Genomic DNA, 25,261 nt, shown 5'->3' on the forward strand with positions numbered 1-25,261 from the left:
TGGGCGCCCGCCTCCAACGGAGACGGGCGCCCGCACGAGGTCATGCGCTCGACGTCATGGACTGACCCCCCAAGTGATGCGGTACCCGCACTCTCCCGAGCAGGTCAGCACGCTGGTCTCGTCGTCGTTGACGTAGGAGTACGCGAAGGGCTCGGCCTTCTTGAACACGGCCGCCGAGTTGATCGGCCACGACGAGGGCACGCACTGGGGCCGCGCCGCGTACGCGCCCTCGCAGCAGGTCTGGTCCGTCTTGAAGACCAGGCAGGCGCTCAGACAGGCCACGACCTTGCCGCCCCGGATCCGCTGCAACTTGGTGGGGCAGGACGCGTTGGCGTCCTTGGTGCAGCCCGCGGCGGAGCAGCCGTTCGCGTCGATCTTGTCGCGGGACGAGCCGCCGTAACTGTTGATCCACATCGGCAGGTTGTTGCCCTCGACCAGGCTGACGTCGTAGAAGTCCATGCCGTTCCACGCGTTGAGGTTGAACTCGGCCAGTGTGGAAGGGAATTCGCCCCAGGTCGAGCCGCACTGGAAGCGACCGCAGTCCCCGGTCACGCAGTGGCCGTTGCCCGCGGAGTCGAAGGAACAACCAGTGCGCGCCCATACCCGGACGTCCCAGTGATCGGGGACGGCGAAGCTCAGGCTGGCCCCCGGCTTCAGCACCCAACCCGTGGCTTCCACCGGGTGGTTGGGGTCGGCGGCGATCGCGGGCCAGATCGTCTGGTCGAGGCGGTTGACCAGGGTGACGGTGCGCTTGCCGGGGCTGACCCCCGTGTTCTGCTTGGCCGTTCGGGACGGCGAGGCGCTGGCGGACGGCTTGCGCGCGGCGGGTGACTTCGACTGCGAGGGCTTGGTGCGCGGCGATGTCGTAGGCGAAGGGCCAGGGCGGGATGGGGAGTTGGTGGCCGACGTACTGTGCGCGGACTTCGGGTCCGCGAGGTCCGTACGTCCTCCCGAAGGGGTTCCTGTCTGGCCGCGGGTCAGCAGGACACCGACCACCACCGCGAGGCACGTGAAGAACACCGCGGAGACCAGAGCGACCCGGCCGCGTCTCGGGCCGCGCGGGCCGGACGGGGATGCGCGGTGGCGGCTCGCCGGGGGTCGTTCGCGCCCGCGTCGGGGGATGGGCAACCGGCGACGATGCATGTCCACAACACTCCTGTCCGCTCCACGGCCCGCCGCGCCGCGCTCCGGCGGACGGGGTCTTCCGTAGAGGAGACCGGGTGCTTTCGGGGCGGATAACGGAAACGGGGGCCGCCCGGCCAACTCCCGTTCGGCACCAGGCTCATGGGCGGAGGCGGAGGCGGAGGCGGTGCGGGCGGCTCGGCCGGCGCCCCGGGGGGCTCGTCGCCAAGTACCCCCGGGTCGCCGGCGTGACCGACCGGGTCGGCTTACGTGATCGCGAGTCGGAACCAGCCCGCCCAGCCGCCCGTGGCGTCCCACCACGTGCTCTGGACGAGTCCGTCCGTGCCGACCGCGAACACGTCGAGGTGCTCGGTGACCCGGCTCAGTGCCGCGATCTGGCTGCCGGGCTTGGCGAGGCCGCCGGAGACGTTGAACCAGGCGGCCCAGCCCGTGGTGTCGTGCCACCACGTGGAGTAGACCCGGCTGTCGGTGCCGACGACGAACAGGTCCATGTGGTTCGTGTAGCGGACCACGGCCGTCACCGGGGAGCCCGCAGAGGCGACTCCGCCGGAGATCTGGAACCAACTCGCCCAGCCGCCGCGGGCGTCCCACCACGTCGACATGATCTTCCCGTCGGACGCGGTGGTGAACAGGTCGAGATGGTCGGGGTAGCGGGCGACCGCGGTGACCGTGGAGTCGGGACGGCAGGTCACGCCCGGCAGCGGGAACCAGTTCGACCAGCCGGTGCGGTCGTCCCACCAGGCGCTGTAGACGCGGTTGTCGGTGCCCACCGTGAACACGTCGAGGTGGAAGGGGTATCGGGCGACCGCGGTGACGGTGGCGCCGTTCGCCGCGACCCCGCCGCCGATCTGGAACCAGTCGGCGGCCCAGCCGGTACGGGCGTCCCACCAGGTCGACATGGTGCGGCCGTCGGACGCGGTGGTGAACAGGTCCAGGTGGTCGGCGTAGCGGCTGACCACGTTGACCGTCGAGCCGGGGCGGGCGACGAGGCTGCCGACCCGGAACCAGGGCGCCCAGCCGCTCGACCGGTCCCACCACGACGAGTAGACGCGGTTGTCGGTGCCGACGACGAACAGGTCGAGGTGGCCGGAGTAGCGGGCGACCGAGGTGATCGGCGAGCCCGTGCCGCCGGGTGAGGCGAAGCCGCCGGACAGCTGGAACCAGCCCGCCCAACCGCTGGACTGGTCCCACCAGTCGGACATCGTGCGCCCGTCCGAGGCGACCGCGAACACGTCGAGGTGCTCGGGGTAGCGGGCGACGACGCTGATAGGCGTACGGTCGCGGGCCGGCAGGGTGGCGAGCGGGCCGATCCGGTTCCAGATCACCTGACGGCAGACCCGGCAGAACGGGACGCTCAACTCCCGCATCTTGCAGTTGTGTTCGGGGCGGAAGGCGCCGCAGTGGTAGTAGTGCGCGCCCTCGAAGCAGCCGACCGTGCCGGCCGGGACGGTGCTGGCCCGGTTGTCCACCGTCGCGCAGTCGGGGTTGCTCATGGTCGGCAGGGCGGTGGCCGCGGCGACCGCCCAACCCCACTTGAGGGTGGTGCGGTTGGTGTTGAGCGTGACGTTCGGCTCGCCCGGTTCACCGGCCGGGTGGTGGTCGTGGCCGGTCTCGTTGCCGCCGGCGTAGTAGGCGTACTCGTCCGCGAGACCGTAGGCCGTGTGCCCGGTCTCGTGCAGGGCGATCTCGGTGGCGCCGGCGGCCAGCGAGTAGGTGCCGACCGAGCCGCCGCTGCCGCCGTAGACCGTGGAGTTGACGACGACGATCGCCACGGAGAACTCCGGGACCTGGGCCGCGGCCGTCTGTAAGACGGTCGAGTTGTTGCAGACCAGCAGCCGGCGGATGCCGTTCGCGCCGAAGGTGGAGTCGAAGTAGGTGCGGGCCGTCGCGCCGGTGCCGCCCGCGGCGACCGGGTCGTCGGCGCCGGAGTCGGTGGAGGCGACGTTCACTCGCCATACGTTGATCGCCGGCGCGAGTTCGTCGTAGGGAGGCGTGGCGATCAGGGCGTCCACGAACTCCTTGCAGACGGTCTCGAAGTCGGCCTGCTGCGCGGCGGTGAAGCCGTCGCCGAGCAGGACGACGGTGAAGGCGCGGTTGCGGGGCGCGGAGCCGAATATCTGCGTGCGGCCCTGGACGGTGCCGTCGGACGTGGTCATGGCCGCCCCCTACCGCTCTAGCCGGAAGGTGGCGAGATCGATGTCGGACGTCGTGCCGGGCGGTGGACTGGTCGCGCCGCCGAAGGGCTGTGCCTCGGATCCGGGCCGGTCCACGCGGACGACGGCGACCTCGGTGGCCTCGGGCGGGGCCGGGAGCAGCACGGTGAACGCGCCGCGCGCGGCCACGTCGACGCGGGTGATGGGCTGCGAGTGGTCCTCGGGGAAGACCTCGGCGCTCTGCTGGAAGGCACCGCGCGCGGCGACCCGGGCCAGGCCGTGTCCGTCCTCGTCCCGGGCCTCCACGAAGTGGCCGGGGCGGACGTCCGGGTGGGCGTCGAAGCCGCTGACGACGGTGTCGACGGGCTGCTGTGCGACAAGCGTGACGGACTCGCCCTCGTACTCGAAGATCAGGCGGACCGTATGGCTGGTCGATGTCTGTTCTGGGCTGGTCATGCTGAATCATCCCCCGGAGAGTCGGTTGTCCGGAGATGCTCCTCGGTGACCATGTGCCCGGCAAGCCCTGGGAGTTGCCGGGTACGGGAAGTCGCATCGGCCTGCGCCGTGCCGTCTAACGACGGCTCGGGCAAAGGGGCGAGGGCTGAGGGAGGTAGGACGCCGTCCGCTCGCGGCGTCTGCCGCCCGACGGGTTCAGAGCACCTTTCGCTGGACGAGCGCCGACAGCACCAACGCGCCCGGTATCAGCGGCAGCCAGACCGTCAGGACGCGGTAGCCGATGAGGCTCGCCGCGGCGAGGTCCATGGGGGCGCCGAGCACGGTGAGGGTGAAGACCATCGCCGCGTCGATCGGGCCGATGCCGCCCGGCGCGGGCACGGCGCCGACCGCGGTGCTCGCCACCAGGAACGCGAAGGTGACCTGCGCCCAGGTCAGGGTGAGGCCCAGCGAGGCGCCCACGCACATGATCACGGTCGCCTGGAGCACCGGCGCGGCGGCCGCCCCGCCCCACAGGGCGATGATCCGCGAGGGCCGGGTGTGCAGCGTGCGTACGTCGGTCAGGGCGGTGCGTACGCCGTCCAGGAGCGGTCGGCGCAGCGGCCGTACCGTCGTCACCAGGACCGCCGCGGTGCCGAGGCCGAGCAGCGCGCTGCCCGTGACCAGGAACAGAGTCCGTTTGTCCGGGACGAGTCCGCCCAGGCCCAGCAGATCGGGGTAGGCCACCAGGAAGCCGAGCAGCACCATCGTCTTCGCGATCGGCCGGACCAGGGAGTACAGGGCGAGGGAGGCGGTGGCCCGGGCGAAGGGGATGCCGCGGCCCAGCAGGAAGCGCAGGGTGACGGCGTGGGCGCCGAGACTCGCCGGGAGTACGTGGTTGGCGGCGCCCGCGGCGAACTGCGACGCGATCAGCAGACCGGTCGGGAGCCGCTCCGGCAGCGCGCCCTGCCGTACGCACGAGGCGGACAGCCAGCCCAGGCAGGTGAAGAAGAACGCGGCAAGCAGCCACCAGGGGTCGGCGGAGCCGAGGCGGGTGGTGCCGTCGTACAGGGTCCGCCAGTCGGACACCACCCAGGCGCCTATCAGGAGGACCGGGAGCAGGACGAGGGTGCGGCGGGCCGCGCGCGCCCAGGAGCGGGGCAGGCGCGGGAGGGACAGGAACGACGGGAGCGACGGGAGGGGAAGAGGAGCGAGAGCGGGGGTCGCGGTGCCGGTGGGGGCGCCGGCGACCGCGGGGACGAGGGATGCGGCGGGGCAGGAGGCCGGGGCGGGGAGTGGCCCGGCGGTGAGCGGATCGGAGGGGGCGGTGGGCGTGGCGTCGAGCGGCAGCAGGGTCACGGCGCACGTCGTCCTTCCACGTCACTCCCGCACACCGCGGGGGCGGCGTGCGAGCGGGACGGATACGGGGCGAGGCAGGAGGGGACGGCCGAACCGTTCCCGTCCGGCGTGACGCCATGGTGTCCGGAAACCGACGCGCCGCGGGCGCGTACACGTACGAGTCTTCCCACACCGCCCGGATCCCACCCGCCCGCGGCCTTGCCGACGGTCCCATCCGCCGTCCCGTCGGTGGTCCGGGCCTTGGGTCACCAGGACACGCCCCGGTGACGCGGCCATCGCCGGGCATGAAACGCAGGCCGTCGAGTCGGTGAATCAAACAATCCAAGGCTATGTTGACTTTCGGCTGATTGAGCCAGAAGAATTCCGAGGGTGACCTTCGAGCGCGTGTCCGTCGGCGAGGCCCCCGCCCCGGCCCTGTCCTCCGTCTCCTCCGACCTGGACGAGGCGGTCCACCGCTGTCTGGTCGCCGGCTTCGAAGGCACCACGACCTTCCCCGACACCCTCAAGCGCCTCATCGACCGCGGCCTGGGCGGGGTCATCCTGTTCACCCGGAACATCCGCGACGCCCAGCAGGTCCGCGAGCTCACCGACTCACTGCGCGCCCTGCGCCCCGACCTGATGATCGCCATCGACAACGAGGGCGGCGGCATCGGCCACCTGACGAAGGCCGGCGCCCCCGAGGTCCCCGGCTCCTACGCCCTCGGCGTCGCCGACGACCCGGACCTCACCGCCCGCTGCGCCGACGCGCTCGCCGGCCACCTGGCCGCCCTCGGCATCACCGCCTCCTACGCCCCGGTCGCCGACCTCCAGTTCCGCCCGGACAACCCGATCGTGCGCACCCGCTCCTTCGGCGCCGACCCCGACCTCGCCGCCCGCCACCTGCGCGCCTGGATCACCGCCACCGAGGCCCGGGGCATCGCCTCCTGCGCCAAGCACTTCCCCGGCCACGGCGGCACCGTGACCGACAGCCACCACGACCTCGCCGTCGACCCGCGGTCGTACGACGAACTGTGGGCCGATCTCGCGCCGTTCCGCGCGGCCGTCGCCGCCGGGGTGCCGATGCTGATGAGCGCGCACGTCGTCTTCCCGGCCCTCGACGCCAACCGTCCCGCCACCCTCAGCCGCCGCATCCTGCGCGATCTGCTCCGGCACGACATCGGCTTCGACGGAGTCCTGGTCAGCGACGCCCTGGAGATGAAGGCGATCGCCGACCGCTACGGCGAGGCGGCCGGCGCGCGCATAGCCCTCGCCGTCGGCGCCGACCAGGTCATCGTCGCCGTACCGGACCTGGAGGTCACCCTGGCCTGCCGGGACGCGGTGCTCGACGCCCTGCACACCCGGCGGCTGACCGAGGAGCGCGTCTGGGAGGCCGCGGGGCGGGTCCGGACGCTCACCGACCGGTACGCGGCACCGGCCGCCGCCGCGGTCGCCGGCTGGGACTCCGGCGCCGGCCTCACCGCGGCCCGCAAGGCCGTACGCAGCCGCGCGCTTCCGATGCCCGTACGCGGCGCCCACGTCGTCGACCTCTTCCCGACCCCGCACCCCGCGCTCAACTGGGGCGGCGAGGACCTGCTCACCGAACTCCGCCCGCTCGACCCCACGGCCACCGGTACGGCGGTCACCGGCGAGGCCTGCGACCCCGCCGACCTCGTCGACGGCATCCTGCGCGTGGTCGGCAACTCGCCTCTGATCCTGGCCACTTGCGACGCCGAACTGCACCCCTGGCAGACCCACCTGCGCGACGCCCTCCTCTCCCGCCGCCCGGACGCCCTCCGCATCGACACCGGCCTCCCCGAGGGCGGCGCCCTCTGCTCCTACGGCCGCGGCCGCGTCAACCTGCGCGCGACGGCAGAGGTGTTGGCGGGGAAGTAGGGACCGGAGCCGGGACTTCCGGCCCGCGTCGATCAGCGCCGTGCCCGTCCGGACGTCACAGTCGTACGGTCCTCACGATCCCGCGCGCCGCCAAGTACCCCGCGTCCTCTGCCCGTTCGGCCAGGACCACGGCAGGCCGTTCCCCTTCCTCGCGCAGTCGCATCCACGCCTCGAAGTACGCCCCGCCCGGGCCGGAGACGGAACGGGTGGCCGGCGCGCAGTCCAACACCAGGGCGGTGTCGCGGGGTTGGGGTGAGAGGGGCCGCTCCCGCAGCTCGGCGATCGTCGTGGCGAGGGCGTCGGCGATCGGCTTGGCGCGGCCGGCGGAGTCGAACAGGCCCAGGGTGTACTCCAGTTCAGGGAAGTCGAGCAGCGCCCGGTCCACGTCGTGGGAGCACCACCAGGTCACGCCCCACAGGTCCGTGCAGCCGGCCGCGTTGAGCACGGTGGCGCGGGCGAAGGCGGGGGCGTCGGCCGCCGGGATGTGCGGCTCGGGGGCGCCCGTCTCCTGGATCCAGACCGGCCTGCCCGGATCGTCGGCGTAGGCCTTGGCCAGTTCGGTGCCGTACTCGGCGAGGTGCAGCACCTCGGGGGAGCCGGGGCCGTAGCGGCGGGCGCAGTCGGCGGAGAACACCCAGGGGTGGACCGTCGTCACATCGCCCTTGCGGGCCGAGGCCTCGGGGGTGAAGGGGTGGTCGTCGCCGTACCAGGCCGCGTCGTAGGCGGAGTGCGTGGCGAGCTGCCCGGGGCGCAGGCCCTCGCGGGCGGCCGTCAGCAGCGTGTCGAGGTAGTGGTCCACCTCGGCCGCGGTCACCGGGTTGTGCTCGACCAGGTTGTTGAGCTCGTTGCCGAGCTGGAGGCCGATGAGGTTCGGGCGGTCGGCGAGGGCCCGGCCCAGCGCGCGCAACAGCTCCGCCTGCGCCTCGATCGCCTCGGGGTCGGTGAAGACATTGCGGTGGTGCCAGCCGCGGGCCCACTCCGGGTAGAAGTCGAAGCTCGATAGATGCCCTTGCACGCCGTCCACCATGACGTCGAGGCCCGCCTCGCCCGCGAGGTCGACGAGGTGCGCCAGCTGGTCGACGGCGGCGGTGCGGATCAGCGCGCGGTTGGGCTGGAGCAGCGTCCACAGGTGGAAGACCCGGACGTGGTCGAGGCCGAGACCGGCGATCTGGGCCAGGTCCTCACGGGCGCGCGCCGGGTCGAAGTCCTGCCAGGAGTGGAACCAGCCGCGGCGGGGCGTGTAGTTGACGCCGAAGCGGGGTGTGGGAATGGGATCCTCCTCGCGTCGCCGACCCGGAGGGGCCGGGGGCTTGTCCTCGCTGAATGTATCAACCACCATGGTCGGTAATGAATAACGATTTCAACCAGAGCGGTCCGCGGGCGGATGCCGAGGCGGTTCGGGCGGATGCTGAGCCGCCTCGGGCGGACGCCGGCGTACTTCGTGCGGATGGCGGAGTGCTTCGTGCGGATGCCGACGAACCGGCGCTCGTAGTCGGCCTGGACGCCGGCGGCACCCGCACCCGTGCTGTCCTCGCCACCGCGGCCGACGGCCGTCTCCTCGGCGAGGGCGCAGCCGGTCCCGGCAACGCCCTGACCGTGCCGTTGCCCGAGCTCACCGACCATCTCGTCGAGGCCGTGGCCCAGGCGGTGCCGGAGGCCGCACGGGGCCGGGTGGTCGCCGTGGCCGGCGGTTTCGCGGGCGCGACCGGCGTCTCGGCGGACGACCTGGGCCACCGCAACGCCCAGACCGCCCTCACCGTCGCCCTCCGGGGGCTGGGCATCTTCGCCGGGCCGCCCGGCATCTGCAGCGACATCGAGGCCGCCTTCGCCTCCGCCCCCGGCACCCCGGCCGACGGTCTCGCCCTGGTCGCGGGCACGGGCGCGGTCGCCATGCGCATCACCGACCGCCACTGCACGGCCACCGTGGACGGCGACGGCTGGCTCCTCGGCGACGACGGCAGCGGCTTCTGGATCGGCCGCGCGGCGGTACGGGCCGCGTTGCGGATGGCCGACGGGCGGGGACGGGAGACGGTGCTGGCGGGGTTGGTGGGGCGGGAGTTGGGGTTGCCGGGGGAGGCGCTGCCGGAAGGGGTGGCGGCGGAGGGGGCGTCGACGGAAGGGATGCTGCCGGAGGTGGCGTTGCCGGAAAGGGCGCCGGCGAAAGGGGCGTTGCCGTCCGCCGCCCCCGCCCCTTGGTCCCGCCCCGGCCGAGAGGCCTACCGCATGCACCTGCTCCCTGTCGTCATGGCCGAACCCCCGATCCGGCTCGCCCGGCTCGCCCCGCTGGTCGTCGAGGCGGCCCAGGACAAGGACGCCGTGGCGCTGGCGATCCTCGACGAGGCCGCTGATCAACTGACCGCCACGGTGCGGGCGTTGGAGCCGGGGCCCGGCGAACGGGTCGTGGCGACCGGTGGTCTCCTCGGTCCTGACGGGCCCCTCACCGACCGTCTCGCCGCCCGCCTCCACACCCTCGGCCTGCCCCTGGACTGGGTCGCCGACGGCTGCCTGGGTGCCGTGGCCCTGGCCCGGCTGGAGTACGGACGCCGGTCATGACACAGGCACCAGTCGCGAACGGCACCTATCGCGATCCCGCCGCGCCCATCGACACCCGCGTCCAGGACCTCCTCTCCCGGATGACCCTGCGCGAGAAGGTCGGCCAGCTCAACCAGCGCATGTACGGCTGGGACGCCTACCGCCGCACTCCCATCGGCTTCGAACTCACCGACGCCCTGCGTGAAGAGACCACGCGCTTCGGCGGACTCGGCGCCCTGTACGGCCTGATGCGCGCCGACACCTGGTCCGGCGTCGGCCATCTCAACGGGCCGGACGCCGAACACAGCGCGGAACTCGCCGAGTCGGTACAGCGACACGTCATCGACAGCAGCCGCCTCGGCATACCGGCGCTGTTCGTAGAGGAGGTCCCGCACGGGCACATGGCCCTTGACGGCACGGTCCTCCCGGTCAATCTGGCCGTCGGCGCCACCTGGGACCCCGAGGTGTACGAGCGGGCCGCCGCGCACGCTGCCGCCGAACTGCGCGCCCGCGGCGGCCATGTCGCCCTGGTCTCGGCCCTCGACATCGCCCGCGACCCCCGCTGGGGCCGCACCGAGGAGTGCTTCGGCGAGGACCCGCACCTCGCGTTGCGGCTCACCGAAGCCCTCGTGCGCGGTATGCAGGGCGCACCGGCCGAGCACTTCGCCACCGACAAGGCTCCCGTCGTCCTCAAGCACTTCGCCGGACAGGGCGCCACTGTCGGCGGCCGCAACTCCGCCGAGTCGGAGCTGAGTTCGAGGGAGCTGCACGAGATCCACCTGCCCGCCGCCCGCGCAGGCGTCCGTGCCGGGGCCGCCGCCGTGATGGCCGCGTACAACGAGGTCGACGGCCTGCCCTGCGCCGGCAACCGAGCCCTGCTCACCGAACTGCTGCGGGAGCGCTGGGGGTTCAGCGGCCTGGTCATGGCCGACGGCCTCGCCGTGGACCGGCTGGCCCGCATCACCGGCGACAGGGTCTCCGCGGGCGCGCTCGCGCTCAACGCCGGTGTCGATCTGAGTCTGTGGGACGAAGGCTTCACGCACTTGGCGGAGGCGGTCGAACGAGGTCTGGTGGCGGAGTCCGTCCTCGACATGGCCGTGGCCCGCGTCCTGCGCCTCAAGTTCCGCCTCGGCCTCTTCGAACAGCCCTACGCGAGGGGAGAGTTGCCGTCCCCCGAGCAAGGCCGTGCCTTGAGCACCGACCTCGCCCGGGCGTCGGTCACCCTCCTCAGCAACCACGCCGGTACGCTCCCGGTCGCGCCCACCGTCTCCCGTATCGCCGTCATCGGTCCCCAAGCCGCCACCACGGCACACCAGTTGGGCGACTACACCGCCCCGCAGCGCCCCGGTGTCGGCACCAGCGTGCTCGACGGGCTGCGCGGGCTCGCCCCGGCCGGCGTCGACATCCGGCACGCGCCCGGGTGCGCCCTCACCGGCGACGACCTCTCCGGCATCCCCGAGGCGGTCGCCGCGGCCGCCGCCTCCGACCTGGCCGTGCTGGTGCTGGGCGGCAGCAGCGCCCGTACCCCGGACACGAACTTCGCCGCCAACGGGGCCGCGGTCGGGGCGGTTTCGGAGATGACGTGCGGCGAGGGGGCCGACCTGGCGGGACTGCGGCTGGGGGCGGCCCAGTACGCCCTGCTGGACGCCGTCGTCGCGACGGGCACCCCGACGGCGGTCGTGCTGATCCAGGGCCGCCCGCACCTCGTACCCGAACGGGCGGGAGCACTGCTCACCGCCTGGTACCCCGGCCCCTGGGGCGGCGAGGCCATCGCCGAGGTCCTGCTCGGCCACGCCGAACCGACCGGCCGACTGCCCCTCTCCGTCCCGCGCTCGGTGGCCCAACTCCCCGTCCACTACAACCACAAGGACATCGAGTACGGCGGCTACATGGACATCGACGCCGAGCCGCAGTACTCCTTCGGGCACGGGCTGTCGTACACGAGCTTCGAGCTCGGTCCGCCGCGCCCGGTCGGGGACACCGTCGAGGTTGAGGTCACCAACACCGGTCGGCGGCAGGGCCGTTCGGTCGTCCAGATGTACGTGCGCCGACTGCTCACCCCGGTCTGGCCGCGCACCCTCGAACTGCACGCCTTCCAGGGAGTGGACCTGGCACCGGGCGAACGCCGCACGGTCGTCCTCCCCTTCGGCACCGACCGGTTCGAGCAGGTCGGTGCCGTGGAGGTCCGGGTCGCCGAGTCCGCGCGGGCCGCGCTCGCCGTCGAACCCTTCCTTGTACGCCTCAGAGCTTGACGGCTCCCGCCGACACGCCCTTGTAGAACCAGCGTTGGGTGATGACGAACAGGAGCAGGACCGGGATCACGGAGATCACCGAACCGGCCATCACCACCCGCTGGTCGTAGCCGAACGACGAACTCTGCAGCCGCGACAGGCCCAGCGTCAGCGTCATGTGGCTCTCCGAGCGCAGCACGATCAGGGGCCAGAGGAAGTCGTCCCAGGCGCTGATGAAGGTGTTGATGACGACCACCAGGATCGCGCCCCACGCGGACGGCAGATACAAGTGCCGGAAGCGCTGCCACTCGTTCGCTCCGTCGAGCATCGCCGAGTCCTCGATCTCGCGCGGCACCGCGAGGAACGCGCCGCGCATCAGCAGGACGTTGATGGCGCCGACGAACCCGGGCAGCCACACCCCCGCCAGGCTGTCGACCAGCCCGAGGTCGCGGATGCTCAGGAACAGCGACACCATGATCGACTCGAAGGGGAACATCATCGAGGCGACCAGCACCACCCAGACCGCCCTGCGGCCCTTCCAGCCGGGCTTGGAGAGCATGTAGCCGGCCGTGGTGGAGAACACCAGTTGGCTGGTGACCGAGAGGGCGACCACGATCAGGCTGTTCCTGATGTACGTGGCCACCGGCACCTGGTCGAAGACGGTCCGGTAGGCGCGCAGGGTCGGGTGCTGAGGGAGCAGCGAGGCGTTCGCGCCGAAGACGTCCTCGCCGGTGCTCTTGAGCGAGGCCAGCAGCTGCCACAGCAGGGGGCCGACGGTGAGGCCGAGGACGAGGAGCAACAGCAGGTAGCGGACGACCAGTTCGCGCGGGCGGCCGTAGTCCCGCCAACGGGGTGTCAGGCGGCGGGACTTGGGCCGCACGGCGGTCGCCGTCATGACTCGTCCTCCTTCGTGAGGCGCTGCGCCAGCAGGGTCAGGCCCAGGGTGAGGACGAACAGGGCCACGCTCACCGCCGAGCCGTATCCGGCGTTGCCGGTGATGGGGTCCAGGCCGACATCCCGGATGTAGAAGGGGAGGGTGCGGTCGGCGCCGCCGGGGCCTCCGGTGGAGCTGCCCAGCATGTAGATCTCGGTGAACACCCGCAGCGAACCGATGCCGGTGAGCGTGCCGACGAGCATCATCGCCTGCCGTACGCCGGGCACGGTGATGTGCCAGAAGCGGCGGGCGGCACCGGCACCGTCCATGGCGGCGGCCTCGTGCAGTTCCTTGGGCACGTTCCCGAGGGCGGCCAGGTAGAAGACCATGTACCAGCCCAGGCCCTTCCACAGGGTCAGGCCCATCGCGGAGAGCAGGATCAGCCACGAGTCGGAGAGGAAGGGGATGGCCGACCGGATCAAGTGGGCCTTCTCCAGCCAGGTGTTGACCAGTCCGTCGTCCGCGAGCAGCCACTGCCAGCTCAGTCCGACGACCACGCTGGAGGCGAGCACCGGCGTGTAGAAGGCGGACCGGAAGAAGCCGATGCCGGGCAGGTTCTTCTCCACCAGGACGGCGAGCAGCAGAGGCAGCAGCACCATCAGGGGGACGACGATCAGCGCGTACAGGACGCTGTTGCGGGTCGCCAGCCAGAAGTCCGAATCGTCCAGCATCCGGGTGTAGTTGGAGAGCCCGACGAAGCTCGCGGCGCCGCCGAGCGGCTTGGCGTCGGTGAACGACAGCAGGAGGGTGTTCAGGAAGGGGAACACCCCGAACACCACCGCGCAGCCGATCGCGGGCGCGGTCCACAGCCACGGCAGCCACCAACGGCGGTACATCGCCGCCCCGTTGGCACCGGGAGCGGGACCCGGCAGGACGGCCCGGGCGAGTCGGCGGAGGCGGGAGGGGGCAGTGCCCGGCGCGGTGGCGGTGCGACGCGTACCGGGCACGGTGGCGGTGTGCTCCGCGCCCGGTACGGACACCGGGTCGGTGAACTGTGCCGTCACCGTCAGCCCGCCTGCTTCAGCAGCTCGTTCGCCTTCTCCTGCGCGTCCTGCACTGCCTGTTCGGGGCTCTTCTTGCCCTGCATGGCCAGCTGCACCTGGCCCACGATGGCGTTCTGCACGGCCGTGGAGAGGTTGGTCTGGTAGGCGGTGGCCGTCTTGAGCTGCTCGGCGACGAGCTTGCGGGCCTGCGCGAACGGGTCGTCACCGCTCGCCTGTTGGAAGAACGGGTCGTCCAGCGAGGCCGTGGTCGTCGGGAAGATGACCACGTTCGGGTCCTTGCACCAGGCCGTCTGGTTCTCGGTGTTCGTGAGGAACTCCGCGAACGCCAGTGCCGTGGGGGCGTTCTTGCTGGTCGCCGCGGTCGCTATGTACTGCGGGGCGCCGGTGGTGTGGCCGAGCGCGTCGAACGGCTGCTGGCCGACCGCCGTCCTGGCATAGATCGACGGGCTGTTCTGCTTCACGAAGCGCACGAAACTCGGGTTCGTCGAACCGTAGGCGACCTTGCCCTGGCTGTAGAGCGTGGAGGGGTCGTTGTTGGAGGACAGCGAGTCCTTCGGCATCGCGCCCTCCTTGTACAGCTTCGCCATCCAGGCGACCCACTGCGTGGTCCGCGGATCATCGGCGAACACAGCCGACTTGCCGTCGGCGGAGAGGGACTTGATGTTCATCTGGTCCCAGTCGGCCGGGATCCGCCAGACCGGGTTGGCCATCGTCGCGTAGTACTTGCCGTCGGCCTTCTTCGCGATCTTCTCGTAGTCGGCGAACAGCCCGAACAGGGTCGTCGGCGGCTTCGCCGGGTCGACGCCCGCCTTCTTCAACAGGTCGGTGTTGTAGGTCAGAAGGACACCGCCGGTGTACCAGGGCAGCACGGTGTGCACCGAGGTGCCCGAGGTGTCCTTCATCGTGCTGGACTTCCAGAACGCCGGGACGAACGGCTTCGCGGCATCAGGGTCCTTGACGCCCAGGTCGAGCAGATAGCCGGCCTTGGTGAGGGCGGTCGCGGTGGGGGAGTCGACGTTGAGCACGTCCGGCAGGGTGCAGGCCTGGGCGTCGGCGACGGTGCGCTGGCCGAAGGTCGCGTCACCGGGATCGTCGATCCACTTCACCTTCGTACCTGGGTGCGCCTTCTCGAACGCCTTGATCACGCCGTTGAAGAAATCCCCGAAGTCCTTCTTCAAGTTGGTCGTCTGGAAGGTGATGTCGCCCTTGACGTCACCGGTCAACTCCCCGGACCCGACATTGCCCTTGTCGACCTTGCAGCCGCCGGCGGTGGCGCCGCCGCTGTCGGAGCCGCCGGACAGGCCGCACCCGGCCGCCGTCAGCGTCAGGGCGATGAGTCCCGCCACGGATGCGGTCAGTCTTCCAGCGCGCATGTCCACCCTCCTGGGACCAGCCGACGGCTGGTTCAATGAACCGACTTCCACTCCGATTGATGAAAAGGTGGACCAGAATTCATCGGAGGTCAATGGGTTCCCGTGTTGCTTTTAGGTTCCGTGGACGATCAATGACGGTGTTCGTGGTCCGGGTGCGCGGGGTCGCCGGGGTGCTCGTGACCGGCCGCGTACTCCACGTCGGCGCGGGCCCGGTCGAACCATGCGAAGAAGGCGCGGGTGCCCGCCGCGCGCCGCAGTTCGGCCGCGATGCCCTCGCTTACCTGCGCGTACGGCAGGAAGTCCGCGGGCGTCGGCCGCCCGAACGGATCGACCCCGCGCCGCAGCGCGTCCGGCGTGAGGAAGCGGTCGAGGTTGCGCTCGTAGTAGTCCCGTACGGCCGTCTCCGGCACGTCCTGCTCGGCCGCCAGCTCGGCCAACAGGGCGCGGGCGGCGGGGGAGTGGGCGAGCGCCGCCGCGACGATGCTGCCGAGGTCGGCGACATCGGTCTCGGCCACGGCGAGCAGCCGGGTCGGCGACACCTCCGGCGGCAGGGCCAACCCCCGTTCCGCGCAGGCCCGTCGGGTCAGTTCGTCGGCGACCACCACCTGGGTCGCCCACCGCCGGCGCTGCCGCTCCGCCCGCGCGAGCGACTCGGGGCGGCTCGTCTCCCGGTCGCGCGCCGGCACGGACTCCAGCAGCGCGTCCACGGTCGCTCGCGGCACCGCTCTGCCGTGCACCACGGCCGCGTGCTCCGAAGTCACGTGCGCCGAGGTCACGTGCTTCGAGGTCACGTGCTCCGAGGTCACGGTGTCACCTCCAGCTCGACGGCCTCCGTGTAGACGACCCGCCCGTGCCAGGCGACCTTCGCGAGCAGCCAGTACGAGCCCGGCGGGATCGCCCCGCCGTCCACGTGGACGAAGACCTCCGCCTCCTCCCCGCCGGCCACGGTGAAGCCCTGGCAGCCTGGTCCGACCCCCGGCCAGGTCTCCCACGCGGACACCGCCCACAGGGTGCCGTCGACCGGCCCGCGGGTGGTGTTGCGCAGGGTCACCGGAACCCGGGTCCGTTCGCCTCTGCGTATGCGGACCCAGTCAACGCCCAGGTCCGCCAGCAGAGTTGGTGCTGCGTGGCGCTCGCCCGGAACGTCGAGCGCCACGACATCCTCGTAGTCCTGTCCCTCGTACGACAGGCGTGCGGTGAGCCAGTGCCGGCCGGGTACGGCGTCCGGCGGTGGCGTCACGGTGACTTCGGTGAGCGTGAAGCCGCCGGGGCCCAGTGCGTACGGCAGTTGGGCGGGCTCGGCGGCCCAGCCGGGCGGGACGCCGACCGTGACGATGCCCGAGACCGGCGCGTCGGTGAGCTCCGAGGAGACCCGGACGGTCGCGGTGACCGGGCCGCCGGATGCGGTGAGCGCGGTCGGCGAGAGGTAGACGGCCACCGGCATGTTGCCGCGGGGCGCGGGGCCCGAGTTGTGGAGCCAGTAGCGGGTGGCGACCGGCTGCGCGGGCTCGTGCGCGGCGACACCGGAGCCGTGGTCGTGATCGGGGTCGTAGGAGAGCCGCGGGCCCTCCCGGGGCGTGGCCAGGAGCGTGGCGACCTCGAAGCCGGTCAACCCGACGCCGAGCGCGCCCTGTTGGTCCGCGGCGAGCGGCTCGCCGGGTCGTTCCAGTACGTCCGCACGGGCGCCCCGGGTCCACTCCCGCGGTCCGCGCACCCGCGCCCGCACCGGACGCCCGTTCACCTCGTGCGCCCGGACGACGACCCCGCGTCCCGGATCGGCGGGCGTGACACCGCCCCTGGCGAGCGGGGAGCCCAGTGGCTTGAACGCGTCCAGCAGGACCTCGCCGGCGGGCTCGATGCCGAGCAGCACCGACTCGCGCGGCAGGACGGGATCGTCCGAGGACCCGCGCATCCGTGCGGTCAGCGGATGGTTGAACTCGTGCCCCAGGCGCGGCAGTTGCTGGTCCCGCCAGTCGCCCTCGCCCGCGACCACGGCGTACTCGAAGGTGTGCGACCAGCGTTGGAGCTGGAAGGCCGAACCGTCGGGCGCGGTACGGCGGGGCGGGTCGACCCAGATGCCGGACGGCCAGCCCGTGCAGGAGCGCATCAAGGACATGTAGAGATCGCCCGAGGAGGTGACGACACACCCGGGCGTGCCCCGGTTGAGGACGGCGAAGCCGCGCCCGTCCCAGGCGTCGCCCGGCGGCAGCGCCTCGCCCCCGCCCGCCGCGGTGGCCCGGACGACCCCATCGTCGAGGTCGGCCACCAGCGCGTCCACCGCCTTCGCGTCGCCCTCGGCGTCGACGCCCGCGACCACCAGCAGCGGCAGCCGCTCCAGGTCGCGCAGATCGGCCCCGGGCACCCACTCCTCGCGCAGCCCGGCCCGCGGCGCGATCCAGACGAACGCCACCCCGTTCTCGGCCAGTTGGCGCCCGAGCTCGCGCCCGGCGGCCGGGTCCCAGCCGAGCGCCTCGGCGACCACGGCGTTGCGGTCGGGGCCGCCGACGGCGATCCGGATGTCGGGCAGGTTGGAGTCGACCTCCAGGTCGCCGTAGCGCGGTCCGTCCGCGATCGTCGAGGTCGCGGTGACCCCGGCGCGGACCAGGGCGGCCGCGAGCGGGGTACCCACCTCGCCGGCCTCGGCCCAGGAGGCGTACACCAGCTCGGCGACCCCGATCGACCGTCGGCCGAGCAACACCCCGGTGTCGTCCCGGAGTTCGACCCGTGCCGTCGAGCCGAGCCCGAACCAGGTGTTGGCCGGGTTGTCCAGCGTCCACGGGAACCGCTCGCTGTCCACGTCGACGAACCCGAACCCGCGCCCGATCACCGCGTCCGCCACCTCGTGCACGGGCAGCCCGCCCTGCACGTCGGAGGGCCAGCGGACCCGGATCAGCCGGTCCGCGCCGGTGTAGCCGTCGATGGTGGTGGTCACGTCGAGGCGCGGCACCCCCGTCCACAGCGTCAGCCGCTGGGTGTACCGGAAGAGCCCGAGGTCGGCGTTGACGGTGATCCGGGAGCCGGCCGGCGCGTGCTCGACCTCGACCTCGGCCTGAACGTCCTTGCTGCGGGCGGCGGTTGTGCCGGTCGGGGTGAGGTGCCAGGGGCCCTCGCCGAAACGGGGGTGCCTCGGGTACTCCTCCTGCACGACCAGCTCGTTGCCGATCTCGCCGGCGCGCAGCAGCTCCCGGCCGCCCTCGGCGAGCGCGCGCAGGCTGCTGACGCCACCGCCGCGTGCGGGGTCGACCGTCACCTCGTAGAACTCGTTGCGGATGGTGGTGCCCGTGGCGGGGGTCCACTCGGGGGCCGAACTCCCTGTGAGGGGGAGGGCCTTGAGGCCGATGCCGGGGATCTCCGGTACTACGACGGTGAGTCGACCGTCCTCCAGCACGGCGGGCAAGGGGGTGCCGGAGTCGTCCAGGGGGACCTGGCCGTCCGGGTCGGGGAGGGTCAGGACGTCGCGGCGGGGCCAGCTCGCGGAGTTGAAGACGACCAGGTCGGATCCGTCTCCCGGGGTGACCCGGTCGGCGAGGGCCTGGGTGGCGTCGGTGTGCACGGTCTCGGCGAGGTCGGCCAGTTCGCGCCAGCCGGTCATCAGGTCGATGTAGACCTGGTCCGACTCGGAGCCGGTGATCGCGTCGTGATGGGCGCCGTAGATCAGCTGCCGCCAGGCCTTGTCCAGGGCCGCGTCCGGATAGGGGTGCCCGGTGACCAGGGAGGCGAGGGTCGCCCAGGCCTCCGCGTCGGCGAGGAGCGTCTCGCCGTACCGCTGGGCCTGTTTGGTGTCGATGTAGGAGACGTCCTTGCCGGTGTAGACCGGGTTCATGTCCCGGGTCTGCGGGGACGCCTTGCGGCCCTCGGCCGCCAACTGCCCCCGTACGGCGGCGAAGAAGTCCCTCGGTACGGCGCTGACGAAGCGCGGCCAGAGGTAACGGGCGTTCCAGTCCCGGTGGATGTCCATCACCCAGCGGCACGGGGGCGCGTAGTCGCCGCCGACCGGGAGCAGCACGTTGCGGGTGAGCGCGACCTTCTTCAGCCCCCGGAAGAGCTTGAGGGCTGCCGCCTCCGCCTCCGGGAGGGTGGGCGCGTTGTCGATCGCCCAGCCGGCGCCGTAGTGGTTGACCATGTAGGCCGTCAGCAGCCCGCGTCCGGAGGGCGCGATCCAGCTGAACTCGGCCGGGAACTGCATCCGTTGGGGATCGCGCGGCTCCTCGCCGAACACGGAGAGCGTCGGACCCCACTGGTGGAACGGTCCCCGTGCCCACGAACTCGAACCGAGCCCGGCGTCCGCCATCAGCCCCGGGAACTGCGGGTCGTGCCCGAACGCGTCCAGCTGCCAGGCGGTCTGCGGCGACGCGCCCATGATCCCGCGCTGGAATCCGTCGCCGTACAGCGCGTTGCGTACGGTCGCCTCGGCGCCGGTGAGGTTGGTGTTGGGCTCGTTGTAGGTGCCGCCCATGATCTCGACGCGGCCGGTGCGGATCAGCTCCCGCAGGAAGGCGCGCTCCTCGGGGAAGGAGTCCCAGTACGGCTTGAGGTAGTCGACCTCGGCGAGCACGAAGGTGTACGCCGGATCGCGCCGGGCCAGGTCGCAGTGGGCGCGGACCAGGCTCATCCCGGACTGGCCGCGCGAGTCGAAGGTGCGGGCCGGTAGCCCGGTCAGGGCGGGGTCGTCGGCGACGTCCCAGGTCGCGGTGTAGGCGGCCTGGGTGTTCCACCAGACGGGGTCGTAGTGGAAGTGGCTGACCATGAACATCGTCCAGCCGGGCTCGGCCACCGTGAACTCGACCGCGTACCGGGCCACTTGGTCCCCGCTGACGGCGGTGACCGTGACCTCGGTGCGGTCGCCCGGCGCGAGGCCGTCGACGCTCACGGGTATCTCGGCGCGCACCCTGCCGTCCTCGCCCGCGGTGACGACGTGGTCCCCGGCGACCCCCGGGCCCTCGACGGTGCACAGGACCGTCCGGCCCGGGACGTGCTCGATTTCGGCGACCACCACCTGGTGCGGGTGCTCGGCGGTCCCGACGAAGAGCTCGGTCGACTCGGCGGCCGTGACACGCATGGGTCTCCTACGAGGAAGCTCGGCGAAGCCCCATCCTGGCACCGCCGGGATGGTTCAAACAACCATCATCGTGATTCCTCGGTGGTTCATCCATGCACCGTCGGCCGCACTCACCTCGTCCGGCGGGACTTCACCGCGTGCTGCGGCGTGATGTGGTCCGTGAGGGCGAGGGAGGCGCTCGCGCGCTGGTAGGAAAGCTGCGCGACCCGGACGTAGAGGCAGTCGATGAGCATCAGGACGGAGTGCCGGCCGCCGATGCTGCCGGTGCGGAAGCTGGTCTCCGAGGTGGCCGAGATGAGCCGGATGTCGGCGGCCCGGGCCAGCGGCGAGCGCGGGTCCGTGGTGAGGGCGACGGTGGTGGCGCCCCGCTCCTTGGCCATCTCGAACGGTTCGAGCGTCTCGCGGGTCGCCCCCGAGTGGGAGATGCCGATGGCCACGTCCGCCGGGGTGAGCAGGGCCGCGGAGGTGGCCGCCGCGTGCACCTCGGTCCAGCCGCGCACCGCGCAGCCGATCCGGAACAGCCGGGTCTCCGTCTCCTGCGCCACCGCTCCGCTGCCGCCCACGCCGTACACGTCGATCCGGCGTGCGCGGGCCAGCGCCTGGGCCGCGCGCTCGATCGCGTCGAGGTCGATCCGGTCGATCGTCTGCTGGATGGCGCGCAGGTCGGCGGTGCCGACCACCTGCACGACCCGCTCCAGGTCGTCGTCCGGGGAGATGTCGGGACCGATCTCCGCGGAGCCCCAGTCGGAGACCTCGCCCCGGCCGCGCTCCTGGGCCAGCTCGATCAGCAGATGCTGGTAGGAGTCGAGCCCGATGGCCCGGCAGAAACGGGTCACCGTCGCCTGCGAGGTGCCGGTGCGGCGGCCCAGCTCGGCGGCCGAGCAGTGGGTCACGGCGGCCGGATCCTCAAGGATCAGCTCGCCGACCTTCCGGAGCGATCCGGCCAGCCGCGGCAGCTCGGTGCGGATCAGTGTGGTGACGTCCGTCGAGGGCATGAAGAGAAGGTATCAGCCACCGATGGAGAGGCTGTCTGAATACCAGGACCCGCCCGTGCGGCCGACATCGGCTCACTGCTCGGCCGCCGACATCGGCTCATTGCCCCGATCCCGGGCATGTGATTTATTGATTCACTAGATGGGTCATACACAAGGTGGTTCAATCCACCAGTGGGGAGTGTTCGCGTGTCCGTCGAGTCTGTGAGCGCCGAGGGCTTCGCGCGCGAGGGCCTGGCCGTCCTCCAGGATCTCACTCGGTCCGCACGCGACGAGGTGACACGTGCCGCCGAACTGATCGCCGACTGCGTGCGCGGCGACGGCGTGATCCAGGCCTTCGGCACCGGCCACTCCCAGGCGATGGTCCTCGAACTCGCGGGCCGCGCGGGCGGGTTGGTCCCCACCAACCGGCTGAGCATCGCCGACCTCGTCCTCTACGGCGGCGAGGACCCGAGCGTCCTCGACGACCCGCTCCTAGAGCGCCGCGCAGGTGTGGCCGAGCGGATCTACCGGCTCGCCGATCCGCGCCCCCAGGACCTCTTCGTCGTCATCTCCAACTCCGGCGTGAACAACGTGATCGTCGAGACCGCCCTGCGCGCCAAGGAGCAGGGCCACCGCCTGCTGGCCATCACCTCCCTCGCCCACACCCGCGCCGTCCCGGCCGGCCACGCCAGCGGCAAGAAGCTCGCCGACCTCGCCGACGTCGTCCTCGACAACCGGGCCCCGCGCGGTGACGCCCTCCTCGAACTCCCCGGCGGCGGCGCCGTCTGCGCCCTGTCCACCCTCACCGGCGTGATGCTGATCCAGATGACGATCGCCGAGGCGTCCCGCCAACTCCTTGCCACGGGCGATCGCCCGCCCGTCTACGTCTCGGCCAACGTGCCCGGCGGCTTCGAGGGCAACCTGGAGCTGGAGAAGCGGTACGAGGGCCGCATCCGACGCACCGCGAGCTGAACCCCGACTCCGGCGCCAGGACTCAGTCCCGGCGGGCCACCAGCCGATAGGCGTTCGACAGCCGCAGCCGGCCCGACAGCGGCTTCACGACGATCCGGTCCAGGACCGTGCCCAGCAGGAAGGCCGGGATCCCGGCGATCAGGACGGCGGTCCGCAGCCGGCGCCGGAACGCGGACGGCTGTGCCGCGTGCCAGGGCACGTCGTCGGGCACGGCGGTGTCCAGGGCCAGCCATACGCCGGCCAGCAGATCGACCGGGTCATGGGGCTCGGCGTGCTGCTCCGCGACCACCGTGAAGCCCAGCTCCGTCAGCCGGGCGCGCAGGTTCGCCACCGGGACGAAGTGCAGGTGCTGCGGCTGGAGCCAGGGCAGCCACCAGCGCCCGAGCAGCCGGGCCAACCGGCTTTCCGGGTCCGGGACTTCGATCAACAGGTGGCCGCCGGGACGGATCACCCGGTGCGCGGCCCTGAGTTCCTGGTCGGGCTGCGTGCTGTGCTCCAGGTAGTGGAACATGCTCACGACGTCGTAGTGGCCCGAGAACTCCGGGGCCAGTTCGGGGAAGCTGCCGCGGTATCCGCGCTCCACCCGCCCCTCCCGCTCGGCGAGTTCGGCGCCGTCGGTGAAGTCGAGGCCGTCGAAGGCGGTGTCCGGGTATACCGTGCGGGCCGCCTCGCAGAAGTGCCCGTGACCCGTTCCGACGTCCAGCCAGTTCTTGGGAGTCGGGGCGTGGGCCACGAGCGACTGCGCGCGCTCCTCGTACATCTTGGTCCGGCCGCCGAATGTGGTGCCGACCTGCTTCTCACCGAGGCCGTCGTAGAAGTCCCGGTAGTAGAACTCCAGCCCCGCCTCGCTCAGTCGGGGGTTCTGGAAGGTGTGCCGGCAGCTCTGGCAGCGGTCGAGGACGAAGGCGCCCGGTTTGTGCTGGAGGAGGTCCGTGGTGCGCAGCCGGGTCTTCAGCTCCGGTGAGTCGCACCAGGGGCAGGTGGTGCGGCGGGGTTCGAAGAAGCGGGCGGTGCCTTCGGCGAGGTCGGCCTGGTAGGCCGGGCGGAGGGCGGTGACTTGTTCGGTGCGCGAGGGAGCGGGGGCCTCAGAGGGCTCGGGGGTGTTGCTCACTGGTCCTCCTTCGAAGGACGCGCCAGTCGTTCCAGGTGGGTGGCCGCCGTCCCGGTGCCGCCGGCCGCGCGGAAGGCCGTACCGATCCGGTCCGCGGCGACGCGGTACTCCGGCTCGTGCAGTACGGCGTCGATCGCCGCGCCCAGCTTCACCGCGGTCACCCGGCCGAAACGGACCCGGACCCCGGCTCCCGCGGCGGTGACTTGACCCGCGATGACCGGCTGGTCGTCACGGATGGGGGCCACGACGAGCGGGACCCCGTGCCACAGGGCCTCACAGACGGTGTTGTGGCCGGCGTGAGAGACGACCGCGTCGACCCTTTCGAGGAGCGGGAGTTGGGGGACGGAAGGAACGATCAGTACGTCCTTGTCGTCGGTGGGGTTGCCGGGGGTGGGGGAGTCGTGGCCGGCGTCGGACCCGGCGAGTGTGCCGCCCGGGTCCACGATCACCGACTGCACCCGGTCCGCCCGCGCCCGCAGCGCGGTCAGGCACTCGGCGAGGAAACGTCCGCCGACGTCGGTGTTGGCGGTGCCCAGGGTGACCAGGACCCGGTCGCGGGACGGGTCGAGCCAGTCCCAGGGGAAGCCGGGTGTCGCCGGGCGGGGCGCGATCGACGGACCGACCCAGCGGATGCTCTCGCCCTCCAAGGCCTCGGGGCCGGCCAACTCCCTTGTGCTGAAGGCCAGTACGAGGTGCGGGGAGAAGCGGGGATCGGAACTGCCCGCCGGGTCGCCGATGCGGACGCGCAGGGCGTGGATCTCGTCGTCCAGCCAGCGCCTGACCTTGGGCAGGCCCGCCAGCGCGTCGGTGAGTTCGGCCGAGGTGGTCGCCGAGGTGGCCCAGGGGATGCCGAGCCGCTCGGCCACCAGGCCGCCGGCCAGGGTCTGTTGGTCGGCGACGACCGCGTCCGGCGCGAACTCCTCGACAGCGGCCTCCACTCCGGGCGCCATCTCGACGGCCAGCGGCACCAGGAACCGCTCCCACAAGAACTTCAGCGCCTCGGGGCCGCGCAGCTCCGGCGGCCGTGAACCGTCACCCGAGCTCAGCATCGGTCCCGCGCACGGGTACACGCGGACACCGTCCCCCGCCAGCCGCCGGACCAGCGCGGGATCGGCGCAGGCCCACGCCGACTCGTGGCCCCGGGCGGCGAGTTCGGCGGCCACCCCGACGGTCGGGTTGATGTGCCCCACCAGGGGCGGCACGACGGACAGGAATCTGCTCACCGGACGGCCGCCGGGGTGGCTTTACGGGGTTGCTCGGTGGCTTCCTGGATCTGCGCGGTCGCTTCCCGGACTTGCGCGGTCGCTTCCCGGACTTGCGGGGTGGCTCGCTGGATCTGCTCCAGCACATGGCCGCCCACCGCGCCCGCCGCCTCCACGAGCACCGAGTGTTCGTGTCCCGGCAGGACGACCGTCCGGCAGTCCGGCAGCAGCTCCTCCAGCCACGGGGTCAGCAGCGCGAGCCCCGAGTCGGCGCCGTACACCCCCAGCACTGGGCAGGCCACGGAACTGATCTGATCGTCCGTCAACACCCGGCTGGCGGCGATGTCCTGGGCGAGGCTGGTCTCACGGGCCAGCCGAGCCGCGCTCTTGGCCAGCCGGGCGGTGTTGTGGCTGCGGTTGACGGCGATCCAGGCGAGCGCCTGGGCCTCGTTGAACGCCAGCTCGTGCAGCACCTGTTGGAGGACGGCGTCCATCTTCTCCGACCAGGTCGCGGTCGCCGGCTGGGACTCGATGAGGGAGACGCTCGCCGCCCGCTCCGGGTGCCGGGCCGCGTAGCCGAAGGCGATGGTGCCGCCGTAGGAGTTGCCGACCAGATGCACCGGGCCGGTCACGTCCAGAGTGTCGAGCAGGGCCTCCAGGTCGTCGAGGTTGTCGTCCAGGGTGTAGCCGTTCGACGGACGCTCGCTGCGGCCGTGGCCGCGCAGGTCGTACATGACGACGTCGAGGCCGGCCGCCGCGAACGGCGGTCCGATCGTGAAGTAGTAGCTGGCCAGGCTGTCGGTGAGCAGACCGTGGACCAGGACGACCGTGGCGGTGGGGGCGCTGCCGTCGCGGGGTCCCATTCTCTGTACGTGCATGCGGAGTTGACCGGTGTCGACCACTGCCATGG

The 25,261-nt window shown here is 72.0% G+C and carries 18 protein-coding genes; 4 read left to right on the plus strand and 14 right to left on the minus strand.

Translation table 11 applies throughout. From position 1 onward, the window contains the following. Nucleotides 1-54: 54 nt before the first annotated feature. The 4 genes from ACWDR3_RS08355 to ACWDR3_RS08370 form a co-directional block, all read right to left on the minus strand. Nucleotides 55-1,020, minus strand: coding sequence for a thaumatin family protein (locus tag ACWDR3_RS08355; protein WP_450351665.1), 966 nt, complete (start codon nucleotides 1,018-1,020; stop codon nucleotides 55-57). Nucleotides 1,021-1,388: 368 nt separating this feature from the next. Further along, nucleotides 1,389-3,299 carry a M64 family metallopeptidase gene (locus ACWDR3_RS08360; RefSeq protein WP_450351666.1) on the minus strand — a complete coding sequence of 637 codons (1,911 nt, stop codon included), beginning with the start codon at nucleotides 3,297-3,299 and terminating at the stop codon, nucleotides 1,389-1,391. Between the two features lie 9 nt (nucleotides 3,300-3,308). Then, complete coding sequence (locus ACWDR3_RS08365; RefSeq protein WP_450351667.1) at nucleotides 3,309-3,752, minus strand: hypothetical protein; 444 nt, start codon at nucleotides 3,750-3,752, stop codon at nucleotides 3,309-3,311. 195 nt (nucleotides 3,753-3,947) lie between these two features. Continuing rightward, nucleotides 3,948-5,087: a lysylphosphatidylglycerol synthase transmembrane domain-containing protein gene (locus ACWDR3_RS08370; RefSeq protein ID WP_450351668.1), complete on the minus strand. Its 1,140-nt coding sequence runs from the start codon at nucleotides 5,085-5,087 to the stop codon at nucleotides 3,948-3,950. Between the two features lie 384 nt (nucleotides 5,088-5,471). Between ACWDR3_RS08370 and nagZ the strand changes: the two genes are divergently transcribed. Beyond that, nucleotides 5,472-6,959 carry a beta-N-acetylhexosaminidase gene (nagZ, locus tag ACWDR3_RS08375; RefSeq protein ID WP_450351695.1) on the plus strand — a complete coding sequence of 496 codons (1,488 nt, stop codon included), beginning with the start codon at nucleotides 5,472-5,474 and terminating at the stop codon, nucleotides 6,957-6,959. A 55-nt stretch (nucleotides 6,960-7,014) separates the two neighbouring features. On the opposite strand, the gene ACWDR3_RS08380 is transcribed toward nagZ, so the two are convergent. Further along, the gene (locus ACWDR3_RS08380) at nucleotides 7,015-8,298 is read right to left on the minus strand and encodes a glycoside hydrolase 5 family protein (protein ID WP_450351669.1); all 1,284 of its coding nucleotides are present in this window, start codon (nucleotides 8,296-8,298) and stop codon (nucleotides 7,015-7,017) included. Nucleotides 8,299-8,414: 116 nt separating this feature from the next. Here ACWDR3_RS08380 and ACWDR3_RS08385 point away from each other — a divergent pair, with 116 nt between their 5' ends. Together ACWDR3_RS08385 and ACWDR3_RS08390 are read left to right on the plus strand one after the other, a co-directional pair. Then, the gene (locus ACWDR3_RS08385; RefSeq protein WP_450351670.1) at nucleotides 8,415-9,512 is read left to right on the plus strand and encodes an N-acetylglucosamine kinase; all 1,098 of its coding nucleotides are present in this window, start codon (nucleotides 8,415-8,417) and stop codon (nucleotides 9,510-9,512) included. After that, nucleotides 9,509-11,743 carry a glycoside hydrolase family 3 N-terminal domain-containing protein gene (locus tag ACWDR3_RS08390; protein ID WP_450351671.1) on the plus strand — a complete coding sequence of 745 codons (2,235 nt, stop codon included), beginning with the start codon at nucleotides 9,509-9,511 and terminating at the stop codon, nucleotides 11,741-11,743. Before ACWDR3_RS08385 ends, ACWDR3_RS08390 begins: the two co-directional genes overlap by 4 nt. Here the strand turns inward: ACWDR3_RS08390 and ACWDR3_RS08395 are convergent. The 6 genes from ACWDR3_RS08395 to ACWDR3_RS08420 all read right to left on the minus strand — a co-directional run bounded on the left by ACWDR3_RS08395 (nucleotide 11,733) and on the right by ACWDR3_RS08420 (nucleotide 21,087). Beyond that, a complete protein-coding gene (locus ACWDR3_RS08395; RefSeq protein WP_450351672.1) occupies nucleotides 11,733-12,617 on the minus strand; it encodes a carbohydrate ABC transporter permease in 885 nt (294 codons plus the stop codon). The genes ACWDR3_RS08390 and ACWDR3_RS08395 overlap by 11 nt on opposite strands. Beyond that, nucleotides 12,614-13,660 (minus strand): carbohydrate ABC transporter permease, encoded by a 1,047-nt coding sequence (locus ACWDR3_RS08400; protein WP_450351673.1) that lies wholly within the window; start codon nucleotides 13,658-13,660, stop codon nucleotides 12,614-12,616. Before ACWDR3_RS08400 ends, ACWDR3_RS08395 begins: the two co-directional genes overlap by 4 nt. Before the next feature lie 2 nt (nucleotides 13,661-13,662). Beyond that, nucleotides 13,663-15,033 (minus strand): extracellular solute-binding protein, encoded by a 1,371-nt coding sequence (locus ACWDR3_RS08405; protein ID WP_450351674.1) that lies wholly within the window; start codon nucleotides 15,031-15,033, stop codon nucleotides 13,663-13,665. Nucleotides 15,034-15,161: 128 nt separating this feature from the next. Further along, nucleotides 15,162-15,839, minus strand: coding sequence for a peptidyl-prolyl cis-trans isomerase (locus tag ACWDR3_RS08410; protein ID WP_450351675.1), 678 nt, complete (start codon nucleotides 15,837-15,839; stop codon nucleotides 15,162-15,164). Further along, entirely contained in the window at nucleotides 15,836-20,092 is a 4,257-nt protein-coding gene (locus tag ACWDR3_RS08415) for a glycoside hydrolase family 38 N-terminal domain-containing protein (RefSeq protein WP_450351676.1), read from the minus strand. The genes ACWDR3_RS08410 and ACWDR3_RS08415 overlap by 4 nt, the downstream gene beginning before the upstream one ends. Before the next feature lie 110 nt (nucleotides 20,093-20,202). After that, the gene (locus tag ACWDR3_RS08420; RefSeq protein ID WP_450351677.1) at nucleotides 20,203-21,087 is read right to left on the minus strand and encodes a MurR/RpiR family transcriptional regulator; all 885 of its coding nucleotides are present in this window, start codon (nucleotides 21,085-21,087) and stop codon (nucleotides 20,203-20,205) included. A 186-nt stretch (nucleotides 21,088-21,273) separates the two neighbouring features. On the opposite strand from ACWDR3_RS08420, the gene ACWDR3_RS08425 reads away from it, so the two are divergent. Then, complete coding sequence (locus tag ACWDR3_RS08425) at nucleotides 21,274-22,038, plus strand: sugar isomerase domain-containing protein (protein WP_450351678.1); 765 nt, start codon at nucleotides 21,274-21,276, stop codon at nucleotides 22,036-22,038. A gap of 22 nt (nucleotides 22,039-22,060) precedes the next feature. Here ACWDR3_RS08425 and ACWDR3_RS08430 read toward each other — a convergent pair whose 3' ends face one another. The 3 genes from ACWDR3_RS08430 to ACWDR3_RS08440 are packed head-to-tail and all read right to left on the minus strand — an operon-like array spanning nucleotide 22,061 to nucleotide 25,259. After that, the gene (locus ACWDR3_RS08430; RefSeq protein ID WP_450351679.1) at nucleotides 22,061-23,149 is read right to left on the minus strand and encodes a class I SAM-dependent methyltransferase; all 1,089 of its coding nucleotides are present in this window, start codon (nucleotides 23,147-23,149) and stop codon (nucleotides 22,061-22,063) included. Continuing rightward, entirely contained in the window at nucleotides 23,146-24,372 is a 1,227-nt protein-coding gene (locus tag ACWDR3_RS08435; RefSeq protein WP_450351680.1) for a nucleotide disphospho-sugar-binding domain-containing protein, read from the minus strand. Before ACWDR3_RS08435 ends, ACWDR3_RS08430 begins: the two co-directional genes overlap by 4 nt. Continuing rightward, nucleotides 24,369-25,259 (minus strand): alpha/beta fold hydrolase, encoded by an 891-nt coding sequence (locus ACWDR3_RS08440; RefSeq protein WP_450351681.1) that lies wholly within the window; start codon nucleotides 25,257-25,259, stop codon nucleotides 24,369-24,371. The genes ACWDR3_RS08435 and ACWDR3_RS08440 overlap by 4 nt, the downstream gene beginning before the upstream one ends. Nucleotides 25,260-25,261 lie beyond the last annotated feature (2 nt).

The sequence above is a fragment of the Streptomyces sp. NPDC001002 genome (assembly GCF_053599215.1).